The sequence below is a fragment of the Kitasatospora sp. NPDC093550 genome (assembly GCF_044764985.1).
In the GTDB taxonomy this organism is placed as follows: domain Bacteria; phylum Actinomycetota; class Actinomycetes; order Streptomycetales; family Streptomycetaceae; genus Kitasatospora.
Genome location: NZ_JBIWJF010000018.1, coordinates 1 through 14,824 on the forward strand (window position 1 = coordinate 1; position 14,824 = coordinate 14,824).

Consider the following 14,824-nt stretch of genomic DNA (forward strand, 5'->3'; position numbering starts at 1 on the left):
GCCGACTCTGTGGGATGAGTGCTGGGCGCCGTTGGCAGTCTGAAAATCACCCGCAACGCCCCTCTCCGGGCCACCCCCTGCGCCGCCCCTTCCGCAGCACTCCCTCTCGCCTCGTCGGGTGAGGGGGAGGTGGGGTGGGGAGGTGAGGTGAGGGGGTGGGGTGGGGTCTGCGGGTGGGTGCTGGGGGGTGGCGCTGGGTGGGGTCAGGCGGGGGTGCCGAGCCAGGTGGTGAGGGCGGTGGTGAGTTCGTTCTGGCCGGGGTCGACGGCGGCCCAGGCGACGTAGCCGTCGGGGCGGATCAGGAGGACGGTGTCGCGCAGTTTGCCGTGCGGGTCGGCGGGGGCGGTGGCGACCATGTGGTCGGCCCAGGGTTCGGCGGCGGCCAGTTCGTCGTTGCTCACGAGGACGAAGGTTCCGGCGCGGAGGGCCTCGTAGAGGCGCTCGGGGGCGGCGGGGGCGCCCTCGACGGGCTTGCTGAGGGCGGTCAGGCGGAGGTCCGGGACGCGCTTGCCGACCTGGGGGTGGGCGCCCTTGGGGGCGGGGTAGGAGATCTCGATGCCGGAGACCAGCCGGGCGCCGCGCTCGGTGATCAGGTCGAGGTGGCCGCCCAGCGCGGTGAGCGCTCCGCGCAGGGCGCGGGTGGGGGCGGACTCGGCGAGGGCGAGCCTGATCAGGGCGCCGGAGGTGCGCAGGACGGTCTTGCCGACCGGGTGGCGTTCGGTCTGGTAGGTGTCCAGGAGGGCGTCGGTGGCCCGGCCGTTCAGGGCGGCGGCGAGCTTCCAGGAGAGGTTGGCGGCGTCCTGCAGGCCGGTGTTCATGCCCTGGCCGCCGGCCGGGGAGTGGCAGTGGGCGGCGTCGCCGGCCAGGAAGACCCGGCCGGAGCGGTAGGTGGGGACCTGGCGCTCGTCGCTGTGGAAGGTGGAGCTCCAGCGCACGTCGTGCGGGCCGTAGTCCTCGCCGAGGACGCTCTCCAGGAGGGCGGCGAGCTGCTCGGTCGAGGGGACGGTGCCGTCCTGGTGGCGTTCGTTGCGGTCCCACGCGATGACCCGGTACCAGCCGTCGCCGAAGGGGGCGATGAAGGCGAAGCCGGTCTCGTTGGCGCCGCCGGTGATCGCCTCGGCGGGCTCGCGCTCCAGCCGGACGTCGGCCAGCACCACGGAGTCCACCACCGACTCGCCGGGGAACGGGATGCCGAGCAGGTCGCGGACCGCGGAGTGGACGCCGTCGGTGCCGACGGCGTAGGCGGCGCGGTGGGTGTGCCCGTCCGCGGTCTCCAGCGTCACGCCCTCGGCGTCCTGGCGCAGGCCGGTGACCTCGGCGCCGCGCAGCACCGTCGCGCCGGCCTTCTCCGCGCGCTGCAGGAGCAGCCGTTCGACGTTGTACTGCGGGGTGATCAGGACGAACGGGAAGCGGGTCTGCAGCGAGCCGAGGTCGATGCGGAAGCGGTTGAACAGCTTCAGCGAGTCGAGCGGGCGGCCGGTGGCGATCAGGTCCTCGGCCAGGCCCCGGGCGTCCAGCAGCTCCAGGGTGCGGGCGTGCACGGCGAAGGCCCGGGTGAGGTTGGACTCGGCGGCCCGCTTCTCCAGCACGGTGACGCCGACGCCGGCGGCGGCGAGGTCGCCGGCGAGCAGCAGTCCGGTCGGTCCGGCGCCGACGATCAGGACGTCGGTTTCGGTCGTCGGCTTCACGGCCATGTATTCAGCTCCCGGTGTTCGGAGGGCGGTTGGACGCCGTTCCCGGCGTTCTCCCAGCCTCCATCATCGCTGGCCCGGGCGTGAGCTGTGAACCGCCGGGCCCGGCGGTCGGTGACCGCCGGGCCCGGGTGGTGGTGCGGGGGGATCAGCTGTGCCGGCGGATCTCCACCGTGCGGAACCGGTTGGCGACGAACGCGCCGTCGCAGTAGGCCGAGTTGGCGGCCGGGTTGGCGCCGGTGCCGTGCAGGTCGGAGAAGGCGGCGGTCTGGTTGGGGTAGACCCCGCCGGTCAGGTTGAGCGAGAGCGAGACGCCGGAGTCCAGCGCGGCCTCGACCAGCAGGGCCTCCACCTCGGGCGAGGTGGTGTAGCCGGAGGCCGTCATGGCGCCCTTCTCGCGGACCGTGGTGCGCAGCAACTCGACGCCGGCGGCGGTGGATTCGACGGCGACGGCGAAGGAGACCGGGCCGAAGCACTCGCTGCGGAAGACCGAGCGGTCGTCCGGCTTGTCGGCGTCCAGCTTGACCAGGGCGGGGGTGCGGACGGTCGCGCCGGGGAAGTCCGGCGACGTCACCGCGCGGGGGGCGAGGGCGAGTTCGCCGTACTCGCCGCCGGCCGCCGCGGCCGAGCGCTGCAGCACGCCCGGGTTGACCACGGCGCCGAGGATGGCGGCGGCGCGCGCGTCGTCGGAGAGCAGGCCCTCGATCGCGCCGGCGAGGTCGGCGACCACCTCGTCGTAGGTCTTGTCCCCCTGGTCGGTGCTGATGCCGCCGCGCGGGATCAGCACGTTCTGCGGGGTGGTGCACATCTGGCCGCTGTAGAGCGAGAGCGCGAAGGCCAGGTTGGACAGCATGCCCTTGTAGTCGTCGGTGGAGTCGATCAGGACGGCGTTGACGCCGGCCTTCTCGGTGTACACCTGGGCCTGCTTGGCGTGCTCCTCCAGCCAGTCGCCGAAGGCGGTGGAGCCGGTGTAGTCGATCATCTTGATCTCGGGGCGGACCGCGAGGGTCGCGGCGACGGTGCCGCCCTCGTGCTCGGCGGCCAGGCAGACCAGGTTGGGGTCGAAGCCGGCCTCGGCGAGCACCTCGCGGGCGATCGCGACGGTCAGCGCGAGCGGGAGGACGGCGCGCGGGTGCGGCTTGACCAGCACCGGGTTGCCGGTGGCCAGGGAGGCGAACAGGCCGGGGTAGCCGTTCCAGGTGGGGAAGGTGTTGCAGCCGATCAGCAGCGCCAGGCCGCGCGGGACGACGGTGAACTCCTTGGTCATCACCAGCGGGTCGCGCTTGCCCTGGGGCTTGGTCCAGCCGGCCTGCTTCGGCAGCCGGGTCTGCTCGGCGTACGCGTAGGCGACGGCCTCCAGGCCGCGGTCCTGGGCGTGCGGGCCGCCGGCCTGGAAGGCCATGCCGTAGGCCTGGCCGGTGGTGTGCATGACGGCCTGGGCGAACTCGTGGGAGCGGGCGTTGATCCGGTGCAGGATCTCCAGGCAGACGGCGGCGCGCTCCAGCGGGGAGGCGGCGGCCCAGCCGGGGCGGGCGGCGCTGAGCGCGGCGATCAGGGCGTCCGGGTCGGCGTGCGGGTAGGTGATGCCCAGCTCGACGCCGTACGGGGAGGCCTCGCCGCCGACCTGGTCGCCGTCGGTGGGGTGGCCCGCCAGGGTGAAGGGCTTGCCGAGCAGGGCGTCGAAGGCGGCCTTGCCGTCCGCCGGGCCGCTCTCGCCGTACGCCTTGGGGAACTCGGGGTAGGGCGACCAGTAGTCGCGCTTGGCGGCGGCGTCGAGCGCGGCGTCCAGGGTGGCCTGGTGGCGCGCGACCAGCTCGCTGACGAGGGGGTGGGTGACCGCTGCGGACATCTGTGCGCTCCTCAGAGGGGAGGACGGGACACGTCACAGAGTAACCGAACGATCGGTCGGCTCAAGAGGGTGTGGGGAGGGGAATCCGCCCGGACGGACGGAGGGCGCGTCCGTGGCGGACGCGCCCTCCGGGGCTTCGGGTGGTCCCGGTTTACGGCACGCCCAGCTCGAACAGCACGTACCCGCCGTACCAGCCGGAGGCGAGCGCGCCGGTGCCCAGCACGGCCGCCAGCACCGGCCAGCTCAGCTTGCGCATCCCGATCGCGAGCGCGACGAGCAGCGGGAACGCGGGCAGCAGGTAGCGCGAGGTGTTGCCGAAGATGCCGAGGCTGCCGAGCACCGAGACGATCGTGGCCAGGGTGTAGGCGGTCAGCACCAGCGGCGGGCGCAGCCGGACCAGCAGCACGATCAGCACCGGCAGGGTGAGCACGATCAGGGTGGCCAGCAGGTCCGGCACCGGGAAGGCGAAGGGGTAGTCGTTGCGGCCGAGCAGCACGCCGCGGATCGCGTGCCAGGTGCCCTGGCCCCAGTCGAAGTAGTGCAGCCAGGCGTCGTGCTGCAGCCGGAAGTAGCCGCCCCACTCCCCGGTCTTCCAGCCGACCCAGCCGACGTAGCCGAGCAGGCCGACCGGGGCCATCAGCATCGCGGCCAGCGGGCGCAGCACGCCGCTCTCCCGCCGGTACAGCTCGACCAGCGCGGCCAGGCCCACCGCGCCGATCAGCGCCGCGGCGGTCGGCCGGTTGAGGCCGGCGACCAGGGTGATCGCCCCGGCCGCGATCCACCGCTTGGTCATCACGCAGTAGCAGGCCCAGGCGGCCAGCGCGACGAAGAGGGAGTCCGAGTAGACCGCCCACTCGGCGCCCGAGCCCGGGGCGATCGCCCAGAGCCCGGCCGCGATCACGCCCGCCCGGACGTCCCCGGAGAGCTTCTCCACCACGGCGTAGATGCCGGCGGCGGCGAACAGCGAGGCGACCACCGAGACCAGCATCCCGGCGCCGTACAGGCCGAAGGGGGTGACCTCCGAGGTCAGCCGCATCAGGCCCGGGTAGAGCGGGAAGAAGGCGGCCGAGTTCTGCTCGACGTTGAAGCCCTCCGGTCCCGGGATCTGGACCAGCGCGGGGTGGTAGCCGAACTGGGCCACCTGCTGGTACCACCAGCCGTCCCAGCTGGCCAGCACGTCCCAGGGGTTGGCGCCGCCGCCGAACCGGGCCGGCTTCTTGGCGTAGTCGCCGGCGAAGGTGAGCAGCTTCATGAACGCCGTGAAGCCGACCAGCTTGAGCACCGCGTAGCACCACACCGCCGGGCCGAAGCGGACCACCAGCACCTGGGCGCGCTCCTGCCAGGTGCGCCCCTCCTCCGGCTCCCCGCTGCGCTGCTCGGGCGCGTCGGAGGCGACTGCCGGTATTGCGTTCATCAGCCGTGGACCCCAGCCTGCTGGACGTGGACGGATCGTCCGGAGAGTCTAGGGCCTGCGGCTTCGGGCCGGGGTGGGCCGGACCGGGCCCGGTGGGAGCGGACCCGATCGCGTACCGCGCGGTACGGCCGGGGATACTCGGAGGATGGCCGATCACACCACGCGCACCACCTACACCGTGGAGTCACTGCTCGCGGTGACCGTCGACGTCTTCAACGAGCGCGGCTACGACGGCACCTCGATGGAGGACCTCTCCCGGGCGGCCGGGATCTCCAAGTCCTCGATCTACCACCACGTCCGCGGCAAGGAGGAGCTGCTGCGGCTGGCGGTCGGGCGGGCGCTGGACGGGCTGTTCGCGATCCTGGCCGAGCCGGCCGCGGTCGAGGGCCCGGCGGTGGAGCGGCTGGAGCACGTGGTGCGGCGCACCGCCGAGGTGCTGCTGGCGGAGCTGCCGTACGTGACGCTGCTGCTGCGGGTGCGCGGCAACACGGCCACCGAGCAGTGGGCGCTGGAGCGGCGCCGGGACTTCGACCACCAGGTCGCCGAGCTGCTGCGGGCGGCGGTCGCGGACGGCGCGCTGCGCGGGGACGTGGAGCCGCGGCTGGCCACCCGGCTGCTGTTCGGGATGATCAACTCGATCGTGGAGTGGTACCGGCCGGGGCTCAAGGCGGCCGACGGGGTCGCGGACGCGGTGGTGCACCTGGCCTTCGACGGCCTGCGGGCGCGGTAGGCGCTCCCCAGCCCGAGCGGCCCGGAGGTGAGTGGGCGCTCGTCAGATCTGCGGATCGGGGGGGACCTGGTCGGTTTCCTCGAAGACCAGCATGGTGCGGGTGCCGAGCACCTGGGGGATGGACTGGATGCGGTTGAGCACGAGCTCCCGCAGTGCCCGGTTGTCGGCGGTGTGCACCAGGAGCAGGACGTCGAAGTCGCCGCCGACCAGCGCGATGTGCGCCACCCCGGGCAGCTCCAGCAGCTGCTCGCGGACCGTGCGCCAGGAGTTCTGGACGATCTTCAGGGTGATGTACGCGGACGCGGCCTGACCTGCCCGTTCGTGGTCCACCCTGGCGGTGAAGCCGCGAATGACGCCGTCCTCGACCATCCTGGAGATCCGGGCGTACGCATTGGCCCGGGACACGTGCACCCGCTCGGCGACCGAGCGGATCGAGGCGCGACCGTCCTGCTGCAGCAGCCGCAGGATCGACCGGTCGACCCGATCGAGTCTGGACATCTGTTCAGCCGACATGACCCCCCACCCTCACCGATTGGACGTACTGCCACCAGTCGACCGCCGCTCAGGCCGAATGTCCACCACCTTGTCACGCTTCTGGTCAAGATGAACAGACGACCGAACAATCGGTAGGGAGCCCCCGCCACCCCTGGAGGTGCCCCGAGATGACCGTTCTCGACCACAGACACCACACGGGCGTGCCCGGTTGGGCGCCCGGAGCCACCGCCCCGCGCACCGACCCGGCCCCCCTCCTCCCGGACCTCTCCCCCGTTCGGGTGCTCGGCACCCCCGCGTTGGAGAAGTACGAGCCGGCGCTGCTGCGCGAGCTCTACCGCCGCCTGGTCGTCGGCCGCCGGTACAACCAGCAGGCGACCACCCTGACCAAGCAGGGCCGCCTCGCCGTCTACCCGGCGTCCACCGGCCAGGAGGCCTGCCAGATCGCCGCCGCGCTGGTGCTCGGCGAGCAGGACTGGCTGTTCCCCAGCTACCGCGACACCCTCGCCGTGGTCTCCCGGGGCGTCGACCCGCTGGAGGCGCTGACCCTGCTGCGCGGCAACGCCCACACCGGCTACGACCCGCGCGCCAGCCGCACCGCCCCGCTCTGCACCCCGCTCGCCACCCAGGCCCCGCACGCCGTCGGGCTGGCGCACGCCGCCCGGCTGAGCGGCGAACCCGCCGTCGCGCTGGCGATGCTCGGCGACGGCGGCACCAGCGAGGGCGACTTCCACGAGGCGCTGAACTTCGCCGCCGTGCTCAACGCGCCGGTGGTCTTCCTGGTGCAGAACAACGGCTACGCGATCTCCGTCCCGCTCAGCGCGCAGTCCGCCGCGCCCAGCCTGGCGCACAAGGCGGTCGGCTACGGCATGCCCGGCCGGCTGGTGGACGGCAACGACGCCCCCGCCGTGCACTCCGTGCTGGCCGAGGCGGTCGAGCGGGCCCGCTGCGGCGGCGGCCCGACCCTGGTCGAGGCGCTGACCTACCGGATCGAGGCGCACACCAACGCCGACGACGCCACCCGCTACCGCACCGACCCCGAGGTGGAGGCCTGGCGGGAGCACGACCCGATCCTGCTGATGGAACGGGCGCTGCGCGGTCTCGGCGTGCTGGACGACGCCCTGGTGCGGGAGGCGGCGGACGAGGCGGAGGCGCTGGCGGACCGGATGCGGACCGAGTTCCACGCCGACCCCGAGCTCGACCCGATGTCCCTGTTCGCCCACGTTTTCGCCGAGCCGACCCCGCAACTGCGGGAGCAGGCCGCCCAGTTGTCCGCCGAGCTGGCTGCCGAGGCCGAGGTGCAGCACTGATGTCGACCGTCCTCACCTCCGGTGCCCGTACCGCCTCCATGGCGCAGGCACTCAACTCCGCGCTGCGGGACGCCATGCGCGAGGACCCGGCGGTGCACGTCCTCGGCGAGGACGTCGGGGCGCTCGGCGGCGTCTTCCGGATCACCGACGGGCTGACCGCCGAGTTCGGCCCGGACCGCTGCCTGGACACCCCGCTGGCCGAGGCCGGCATCCTCGGCACCGCGATCGGCATGGCGATGTACGGGCTGCGCCCGGTGGTCGAGATGCAGTTCGACGCCTTCGCCTACCCGGCGCTGGAGCAGCTGTTCTCGCACGTCGCCAAGATGCGCAACCGCACCGCGGGCCGGCTCCCGCTGCCGATCACCGTCCGGGTCCCGTACGGCGGTGGCATCGGCGGGGTCGAGCACCACAGCGACGCCTCCGAGGCGTACTACACCAGCACCCCCGGCCTGCACGTGGTCACCCCCGCGACGGTCTCCGACGCGTACGGGCTGCTGCGCGCCTCGATCGCCTCCGACGACCCGGTGGTCTTCCTGGAGCCCAAGCGGCTCTACTGGGGCAAGGCCGAGCTGGACCCGGCGGCGGCCGTCGAGCCGATCGGCAGGGCCGTGCTGCGCCGCCCCGGGACGTCCGCCGTGCTGATCACCTACGGCCCCTCGCTGCCGGTCTGCCTGGAGGCGGCCGAGACGGCGAAGGCCGAGGGCTGGGACCTCGCGGTGCTGGACCTGCGCACCCTGGTGCCGTTCGACGACGAGACGGTCTGCCGGGTGGTGCGCTCGATCGGGCGGGCCGTGGTGGTGCACGAGGCGACCGGCTTCGGCGGCACCGGCGCGGAGATCGCCGCGCGCGTCACCGAGCGCTGCTTCCACCACCTGGCGGCGCCCGTGCTGCGGGTCACCGGCTTCGACATCCCGTACCCGCCGCCGATGCTGGAGCACCACCACCTGCCCGGGGTGGACCGGATCCTGGACGCGGTCGCCCGACTGCAGTGGGAGGACTGAGCATGATGCCCGTCGTGCGGGAGTTCCGGCTGCCCGACCTCGGTGAGGGGCTCACCGGGGCGGAGGTGGTGCGCTGGATGGTCGAGGTCGGCGAGGTCATCGCGGTCGACCAGCCGGTGGTGGAGGTGGAGACCGCCAAGGCGGTGGTCGAGGTGCCCTGCCCGTACGGCGGGGTGGTCACCGCGCGGTACGGCGCGGAGGGCGAGGAGATCGCCGTGGGCGCGCCGCTGGTGACGGTCGCGGTGGCGTCGACGACCGGGGGCGCCCCGGAGGCGTCCGGTGGCGGGGGCGGTTCCGCGCCCGCCGTCGCGGTCTCCGCCGAGGTCGAGCGGCCGCTGGTCGGGTACGGCGTCGCGGAGACCGGGAAGGGCGGGCGGCGGCGCCGGGTCGGGGTGGCTGCGGTCGCGGCGGCTCCGGTTGCTCCGGCTGCTGCTGCCGCGGTCGCTCCGGTCGTGCCCGCTGCCTCCGTCGCGCCCGCCGCCCCCGTCGTGGTGCCGGTGATCTCGCCGCTGGTGCGGCGGCTGGCCCGGGAGCAGGGGGTCGACCTGGCCGCGCTCACCGGGAGCGGGCCGGACGGGCTGATCATGCGGGCGGACGTCGAACGCGCGGTCGCGGCGAAGGTCGCGGCCCCGGCGGCGCCGGCGGTCGGTCCGGCGGTCGGTCCGTCGGTCGCCCAGGACGGCGTGGTACCGCTGCGCGGGCTGCGCAAGGCGGTGGCCGAGAAGCTCAGCCGGAGCCACCGGGAGATCCCGGCCGCGACCTGCTGGGTGGACGCCGATGCCACCGAACTGATGGCACTGCGCAGGCAGTTGAACGCGACCCCGGGCCCGAAGGTGAGCGTGCTGGCGCTGCTGGCGCGGATCTGCACGGTCGCACTGGCGCGCTTCCCGGAGCTCAACTCCTCGGTGACCGAGGATGGTTCGGGCATCGTCCGGCACTCGGCGGTGCACCTGGGCTTCGCGGCGCAGGGCGAGCGCGGTCTGGTGGTCCCGGTGGTGCGGGATGCGCAGAACCGCAGCACCGAGCAACTCGGCGAGGAGCTCGGACGGTTGACCGAGTCAGCGCGCAAGGGATCGCTCACCCCGGCCGAACTGGCCGGCGGCACCTTCACGTTGAACAACTACGGGGTGTTCGGCGTGGACGGGTCCACCCCGATCCTCAACCACCCCGAGGCGGCGATGCTCGGTGTCGGCCGGATCGTGGCCAAACCCTGGGTCCACGGAGGCGAGTTGGCGGTGCGCGAGGTGACGCAGCTGTCCTTCACCTTCGACCACCGGGTCTGCGACGGCGGGACGGCGGGCGGCTTCCTGCGGTTCGTCGCGGACTGCGTGGAACAGCCGGGGATGCTGCTGCGGCAGCTCTGAGGGCTCCGGCGGCGCTCCGGACGGGCGGCCGCCGGCGTCGAGGGCGACCGCCGTGAGCAGGCCGCGGTCGCCCTGGGTGGACGGGGGGCCACTCAGGGCGACCGCGATCGAGTGAGAGTAGCGCGTTCCGGGCCCGGGCGTCCGGGCTTCGCGTGATTTGTCGGATGAGCAGTTCGGGCGTGCCACGCTGCCTAGGCGTCAGCAGAGACAAGCCAGGTGGTGGCGCAGGCCGGCCGGAGGCGAAACGATTCTCTTGGGTACTCGAAACGTAGCGGTGAAGTCCCGCAGAACACTTCTGGTCCGCACCGGGCACGGCTCGGCGGGCGCGGCCTCCGTCCCGGGCCTGCCGGAGCTCCCGCCCGAGGCGGCGCAGGCGTCGGCCCGGGTTCTCGGGGCGCCGGCGCGCGAGGCGTTGACGCCGGCGCCCTCCCCGGAGGAGACCCTGCGGCCGCCGATGCCGCTGGATCCGCCGGACCTGCCGCCGGTGGCGGCCGCTCCCCTGCCGGAGGCCGTCCCGGTCGTGCTGTCCGTCCCGGCGATGCCGACCGAGCCGCCGGCCGTTCCGGCGCCGAGCCACCCGGAGGCCGTCTCGGTCACCGGAAGCTCGCCGGCCTTCCGTCCGCTGTTCGCCGACGCACCCGGGCTCAACTGGGCAGGACCCGGGGACAGTTGGAGTGACGCCTGGAGCATGCAGGCGGCCCCGGTGCAGACCCCGGCCGCGCTTCCCGAGCAGGAGGCACCCGCCGCCGCACCCACCGCACCCACCGCCGCCCCCGACGCCTCCGCCGTCGAACTGCCGCTCACCGCCCGGGACATCGAGCTGATCCGGGCCAGCCTCGCGGCCGTCGAGCCGGTCGCCGACCGGGCGACCGCGCACTTCTACGCGCTGCTGTTCCTGCAGCACCCCGAGGTCCGCTCGCTCTTCCCCGCCGCCATGGACGTCCAGCGCGACCGGCTGTTCCGCGCCCTGCTGGACGCCGCCCGCGGGGCCGAGGACCCGGTGGCCCTGACCGCCAAGCTGGCCGGGCTCGGCCGCGGCCACCGCCGCTACGGCACGCTGACCGGCCACTACGCCCCGGTCGGGGAGTGCCTGGTGCAGGCGCTGGCCCGGTACGCGGGCGGCCGCTGGGACGCCGACACCGAGCTGGCCTGGCGCCGCGCCTACCGGCTGATCTCCTCGATCATGATCGAGGCCGCCGAGGAGGCCGCCCGCACCTCGCCGCCCTGGTGGCAGGGCGAGGTCGTCCGGCACGAGCGCCGCACCCGGGACATCGCGGTGATCACCGTCCGCCCGGACCAGGCCTACCCGTACCGCGCCGGGCAGTACACCAGCCTGGAGACGCCCTGGTGGCCGCGGGTCTGGCGGCACTACTCCTTCGCCACCGCGCCGCGCCCGGACGGGCTGCTGACCTTCCACGTCAAGGCCGTCCAGGCGGGCTGGGTGAGCAACGCGCTGGTCCACCGGGCCGCTCCCGGCGACGTCCTGCGGCTGGGCCCGGCGGCCGGCTCGATGACCGTCGACCACACCGCCGGCCCGGACCTGCTCTGCCTCGGCGGCGGCACCGGCATCGCCCCGATCCGCGCGCTGGTCGAGGAGGCCGCCGAGCACGGCGGATCCGGCCGCCGGGTCGAGGTGTTCTACGGCGCCCGCAGCGCCGCCGAGCTGTACGACCTGGACGGGCTGCGCGAGCTGGCCCGGCTGCACCCCTGGCTCACGGTGCGGCCGGTGCTGTCCGGCACCGGACCGGCCGAGGGCGCGCTGACCGGCGAACTGCCCGAAGTGGTCAGCCGGTTCGGCCCGTGGGCGGGCCGTGAGGCGGTGCTCAGCGGACCGCCCGCGATGGTGCGCCGGGGCGTCGGGGTGCTGCTGCGCTCGGGGGTGCCGGCCGAGCGGATCCGGCACGACCTGGTCGGCGACCTGGCGGCGGGCTGAGCGGCCGGGTGATCACCCGAGGTCGGGCGCGAGCAGCGCGCGGATGCCCTCGATGTTGGCCGCCAGGTACGCCCGCAGCCGGGGCGGCACGACGTTGACCGAGGTGACGCCCTCCCGGGTGAACGGCAGCCGGACCACCTCGTACTCGCCGTTCGGGTCCGTCACCTCCGGGCCGTGCCGCCGGCTGAGGTCCATCGAGACCAGCCGGCAGACGAAGAAGTGCTGCACCTTCACCCCGTGCGGGTGCAGCAGCGTCCCGTCGTCGTGGAAGGGGTGGCTGATGGTGTCGACGAAGGCGGGCACCACGTCCACGATCTTGCCGCCGAGCTCCTCGTCCACCTCGCGGTGCAGCGCCTCGACCACCGTCCGGTCCTCGCGCTCGACCCCGCCGCCGGGCGTGATCCAGTACGGGTGCGGCGCGTCCGGCCGGACCCGCCGGATCAGCACGATCGAGGCCGGGCCGTACGGATCGTCCGGGTCCAGCTCCAGCAGGATCGCCCGCGCGGTGCGCTTCACGACCGGGCGCGGTGGCGGGGTGCGGTTCTCGGGGTCCATGGCCACCTCCGGGGCTGGAGCGTTGTGCGGGAGTCTCCCGCGCCGGGAATGCGTCGAAACCCGGGGATTGGGCCGAAACGTCGCCCCGGTCACCGCCCGGGAACGGGCCGCCGGCCACGAACGAGAGGTAGTGGAGCATGCAGCACGGCACGGTCCGGATCCGTCTGGCGATGGACCTCGTGGTCTCGCCCGAGCTCTCCGTCCGCGTTCCGACGGACGTCGGGTACGAGGCCGCCGACCCCTACGCCGTCCGGTTCACCTTCCACCTGCCCGGCGACGCGCCGGTCACCTGGTTCTTCGCGCGTGAGCTGCTGCTCGACGGGACCGGTGGCCCGGCGGGCGAGGGCGACGTGCGCGTCCGCCCGGTCGGCGAGGACCGCGCGGAGCTGTGCGTCGTCCTGCGCTCCCCGGACGGGCGGTCCGTGCTGCGCGCCCCGGCGGCGCCGCTGGTCGCGTTCCTGGCGCGCACCGTCGCGCTGGTGCCGATCGGGCGGGAGTGCACCGGGCGGGAGCTCGACGCCCGGCTCGCGGAGATCCTCAGGGGGCGGGAGAACGCGGGGTGACCGGTCAGCGGGGAGTCCTGCAGGGGGAGTCCTGCGGGGAGCCCTGCAGGGGGGAGTCCCGGCCCGGACGACGAAGGGGCCCGTACCCGGGTGGTCCACCGGGGCGGGCCCTCTCGCGCGGGCGGGCACGGCGCCGTCAGTCGTCGTCCAGGGCCAGGTGCAGGCCCCAGGCCACCAGGCTGATGATCAGCGAACCGATCAGCGCGGCCCCGAAGTTGGTGACGTGGAAGTCCAGCTCCAGCCTTCCGGACGCCCACGAGGTCAGCATCAGCATCAGGGCGTTGATCACGAAGGTGATCAGGCCCAGCGTGAGGATGAACAGCGGGAACGAGAACAGCTTGACCACCGGCTTGATCAGCCAGTTGACGAGGCCGAACACGACGGCGACGCCGAGCACCGTGAGCGCCTTGTGCTGCCAGTCGGCCCCGCCCTGGGCGAGTTGGATGCCGCTGACGATCCAGGCGGCGACCCAGATGGCCGCCGCGTTGATCAGTGTCTTGATGACGAAACCCTTCATGCCGCCCAAGCCTGGCAGGCGGACCGGCCGCGGGGAACCACCACACGGCGGTTTTGGTGTTGAATGCCCCTGGTCCCGGAGGCGGACGGACGAGGGGAGGACGGCGGCGGTGAAGCTGTTCCGGCTGGACGAACTGGACGCCGAGCGGGCGGCCAACGACGGCGCGTACCTGCGGTTCCTGCGTGAACCGCGGATGTCCGCCGGGCTGTACGCGCTCTCCCCCGGCGACACCGACCCGCAGACCGCGCACGACCAGGACGAGATCTACCAGGTGATCAGCGGCCGCGCCGAGCTGACCGTCGGCGCCGAGACCGCGGCCGTCGGGCGCGGCACCGTCGTGTACGTCCCGGCCGGGACCCCGCACCGGTTCCACCACGTCACCGAGGAGCTGCGGGTGCTGGTGGTGTTCTCCCCGCCGGAGGACTGAGCAGCCGGAGGACTGAGCAGTCGGGCGGGACCGGACCGGGCGGCCCGGTCCGCGCGCGGCCGTTTAGGGTCGGCGGCATGACCCGCAGCCTCACCGAAGAACTCTGGTCCGCCATCGAGCCGGTCTACGCCGAGATCCTGGCCCACCCCTTCCTGGCCGGCCTCACCGACGGCACCCTGCCGCGCGAGGCCTTCCGCCACTTCGTCGTCCAGGACTCGCACTACCTGCGCGACTACGCCCGCGCCCTCGCCGTCTGCGCCGCCAAGGCGCCCGGCGAGGAGGACGTCCGGGCCTTCGCCGACGACGCGGTCGGCGCGCTGGCCGCCGAGCAGGGCATGCACGCCGAGTTCCTGACCGCCTTCGGCGGCACCGCCGAGCAGGCCGCCGCCGAGCCGGTGCTGCCCACCACCCGGGCCTACACCAGCTACCTGCTGGCCACCGTCTACGGCGGCTCCTTCGCCGAGGCGGTCGGCGCGGTGCTGCCCTGCTACTGGATCTACGCCCGGGTCGGCGAGGCGCTGCTCGCCCAGGGCTCCCCCGACCCGCTCTACGCCCGGTGGATCGCGACCTACGGCGACGAGGCGTTCCAGTCGGTGGTCCGCCGGGTGCTGGCCCTCACCGACCGGATCGGCGAGGAGCTCTCGACGGCCGAACGCCGCAGGGTGGTGGAGCACTTCGTGACCACCTCGCGCTACGAGTGGATGTTCTGGGACGCCGCCTGGCGCGGCGAGCGCTGGCCGGTCTGACCGGCGGCGGAGCCGGCCGGTGCGGGTGTCCGACGGCTCCCGGGGACCTGCTCCGGGGAGCTTCCCGGGGTTCTTCCCGGAGGTCGGCCGGGGGTGTTCCCGGGGGTCGGGCTCGGGGTGATCTCGGGGTTCTCTCCGGGCCGTTGGGCCTCGTTCCGGCACTCCGGCCCCCGTACGATCGACGTATCGAAAGCAAGCGGGATGCGGCTCCGGACGGCGGCCGACCCGAGGG

Annotated in this window: 14 protein-coding genes; 8 read left to right on the plus strand and 6 right to left on the minus strand. The window is 73.8% G+C overall.

Going from position 1 to position 14,824, the window contains the following annotated elements:
- Window positions 1-203 precede the first annotated feature (203 nt).
- The 3 genes from ACIRD3_RS26560 to ACIRD3_RS26570 all read right to left on the minus strand — a co-directional run bounded on the left by ACIRD3_RS26560 (window position 204) and on the right by ACIRD3_RS26570 (window position 4,954).
- Window positions 204-1,694, minus strand: coding sequence for an FAD-dependent monooxygenase (locus tag ACIRD3_RS26560; protein WP_402221281.1), 1,491 nt, complete (start codon window positions 1,692-1,694; stop codon window positions 204-206).
- A gap of 145 nt (window positions 1,695-1,839) precedes the next feature.
- Entirely contained in the window at window positions 1,840-3,540 is a 1,701-nt protein-coding gene (paaN, locus tag ACIRD3_RS26565) for a phenylacetic acid degradation protein PaaN (RefSeq protein ID WP_402221284.1), read from the minus strand.
- A gap of 151 nt (window positions 3,541-3,691) precedes the next feature.
- Entirely contained in the window at window positions 3,692-4,954 is a 1,263-nt protein-coding gene (locus ACIRD3_RS26570; protein WP_402221286.1) for a hypothetical protein, read from the minus strand.
- 145 nt (window positions 4,955-5,099) lie between these two features.
- Between ACIRD3_RS26570 and ACIRD3_RS26575 the strand changes: the two genes are divergently transcribed.
- Window positions 5,100-5,684, plus strand: coding sequence for a TetR/AcrR family transcriptional regulator (locus tag ACIRD3_RS26575; protein ID WP_402221289.1), 585 nt, complete (start codon window positions 5,100-5,102; stop codon window positions 5,682-5,684).
- 42 nt (window positions 5,685-5,726) lie between these two features.
- Here the strand turns inward: ACIRD3_RS26575 and ACIRD3_RS26580 are convergent, their stop codons facing one another.
- Window positions 5,727-6,182 carry an Lrp/AsnC family transcriptional regulator gene (locus ACIRD3_RS26580; protein ID WP_402221292.1) on the minus strand — a complete coding sequence of 152 codons (456 nt, stop codon included), beginning with the start codon at window positions 6,180-6,182 and terminating at the stop codon, window positions 5,727-5,729.
- A gap of 164 nt (window positions 6,183-6,346) precedes the next feature.
- Here ACIRD3_RS26580 and pdhA point away from each other — a divergent pair, with 164 nt between their 5' ends.
- The 4 genes from pdhA to ACIRD3_RS26600 all read left to right on the plus strand — a co-directional run bounded on the left by pdhA (window position 6,347) and on the right by ACIRD3_RS26600 (window position 11,784).
- On the plus strand, window positions 6,347-7,486 hold the full coding sequence (pdhA, locus tag ACIRD3_RS26585) for a pyruvate dehydrogenase (acetyl-transferring) E1 component subunit alpha (RefSeq protein WP_402221294.1): 1,140 nt from the start codon (window positions 6,347-6,349) through the stop codon (window positions 7,484-7,486).
- On the plus strand, window positions 7,486-8,487 hold the full coding sequence (locus ACIRD3_RS26590) for an alpha-ketoacid dehydrogenase subunit beta (RefSeq protein ID WP_402221295.1): 1,002 nt from the start codon (window positions 7,486-7,488) through the stop codon (window positions 8,485-8,487). Before pdhA ends, ACIRD3_RS26590 begins: the two co-directional genes overlap by 1 nt.
- Window positions 8,488-8,492: 5 nt before the next feature.
- Window positions 8,493-9,851: a dihydrolipoamide acetyltransferase family protein gene (locus ACIRD3_RS26595; protein WP_402221629.1), complete on the plus strand. Its 1,359-nt coding sequence runs from the start codon at window positions 8,493-8,495 to the stop codon at window positions 9,849-9,851.
- Between the two features lie 274 nt (window positions 9,852-10,125).
- Complete coding sequence (locus ACIRD3_RS26600) at window positions 10,126-11,784, plus strand: globin domain-containing protein (protein ID WP_402221298.1); 1,659 nt, start codon at window positions 10,126-10,128, stop codon at window positions 11,782-11,784.
- A gap of 12 nt (window positions 11,785-11,796) precedes the next feature.
- On the opposite strand, the gene ACIRD3_RS26605 is transcribed toward ACIRD3_RS26600, so the two are convergent.
- Window positions 11,797-12,339 (minus strand): NUDIX domain-containing protein, encoded by a 543-nt coding sequence (locus ACIRD3_RS26605; RefSeq protein WP_402221301.1) that lies wholly within the window; start codon window positions 12,337-12,339, stop codon window positions 11,797-11,799.
- Window positions 12,340-12,476: 137 nt separating this feature from the next.
- On the opposite strand from ACIRD3_RS26605, the gene ACIRD3_RS26610 reads away from it, so the two are divergent.
- On the plus strand, window positions 12,477-12,902 hold the full coding sequence (locus ACIRD3_RS26610) for an SsgA family sporulation/cell division regulator (protein ID WP_402221303.1): 426 nt from the start codon (window positions 12,477-12,479) through the stop codon (window positions 12,900-12,902).
- A 136-nt stretch (window positions 12,903-13,038) separates the two neighbouring features.
- Here the strand turns inward: ACIRD3_RS26610 and ACIRD3_RS26615 are convergent, their stop codons facing one another.
- On the minus strand, window positions 13,039-13,419 hold the full coding sequence (locus ACIRD3_RS26615; RefSeq protein ID WP_402221305.1) for a phage holin family protein: 381 nt from the start codon (window positions 13,417-13,419) through the stop codon (window positions 13,039-13,041).
- A 109-nt stretch (window positions 13,420-13,528) separates the two neighbouring features.
- Between ACIRD3_RS26615 and ACIRD3_RS26620 the strand changes: the two genes are divergently transcribed.
- Window positions 13,529-13,846 carry a cupin domain-containing protein gene (locus tag ACIRD3_RS26620; protein WP_402221308.1) on the plus strand — a complete coding sequence of 106 codons (318 nt, stop codon included), beginning with the start codon at window positions 13,529-13,531 and terminating at the stop codon, window positions 13,844-13,846.
- Between the two features lie 77 nt (window positions 13,847-13,923).
- Window positions 13,924-14,592, plus strand: coding sequence for a thiaminase II (tenA, locus tag ACIRD3_RS26625; RefSeq protein WP_402221310.1), 669 nt, complete (start codon window positions 13,924-13,926; stop codon window positions 14,590-14,592).
- Window positions 14,593-14,824 lie beyond the last annotated feature (232 nt).

What these genes read in the sequence shown, in the direction of transcription:
- ACIRD3_RS26615 (WP_402221305.1), bottom strand. Translation starts at nt 13,419, where the DNA reads ATGAAGGGTTTCGTCATCAAGACACTGATCAACGCGGCGGCCATCTGG.
- ACIRD3_RS26590 (WP_402221295.1), top strand. Translation starts at nt 7,486, where the DNA reads ATGTCGACCGTCCTCACCTCCGGTGCCCGTACCGCCTCCATGGCGCAG.
- tenA (WP_402221310.1), top strand. Translation starts at nt 13,924, where the DNA reads ATGACCCGCAGCCTCACCGAAGAACTCTGGTCCGCCATCGAGCCGGTC.
- ACIRD3_RS26595 (WP_402221629.1), top strand. Translation starts at nt 8,493, where the DNA reads ATGCCCGTCGTGCGGGAGTTCCGGCTGCCCGACCTCGGTGAGGGGCTC.
- ACIRD3_RS26575 (WP_402221289.1), top strand. Translation starts at nt 5,100, where the DNA reads ATGGCCGATCACACCACGCGCACCACCTACACCGTGGAGTCACTGCTC.
- ACIRD3_RS26570 (WP_402221286.1), bottom strand. Translation starts at nt 4,954, where the DNA reads ATGAACGCAATACCGGCAGTCGCCTCCGACGCGCCCGAGCAGCGCAGC.
- ACIRD3_RS26610 (WP_402221303.1), top strand. Translation starts at nt 12,477, where the DNA reads ATGCAGCACGGCACGGTCCGGATCCGTCTGGCGATGGACCTCGTGGTC.
- ACIRD3_RS26605 (WP_402221301.1), bottom strand. Translation starts at nt 12,339, where the DNA reads ATGGACCCCGAGAACCGCACCCCGCCACCGCGCCCGGTCGTGAAGCGC.
- paaN (WP_402221284.1), bottom strand. Translation starts at nt 3,540, where the DNA reads ATGTCCGCAGCGGTCACCCACCCCCTCGTCAGCGAGCTGGTCGCGCGC.
- ACIRD3_RS26560 (WP_402221281.1), bottom strand. Translation starts at nt 1,694, where the DNA reads ATGGCCGTGAAGCCGACGACCGAAACCGACGTCCTGATCGTCGGCGCC.
- pdhA (WP_402221294.1), top strand. Translation starts at nt 6,347, where the DNA reads ATGACCGTTCTCGACCACAGACACCACACGGGCGTGCCCGGTTGGGCG.
- ACIRD3_RS26580 (WP_402221292.1), bottom strand. Translation starts at nt 6,182, where the DNA reads ATGTCCAGACTCGATCGGGTCGACCGGTCGATCCTGCGGCTGCTGCAG.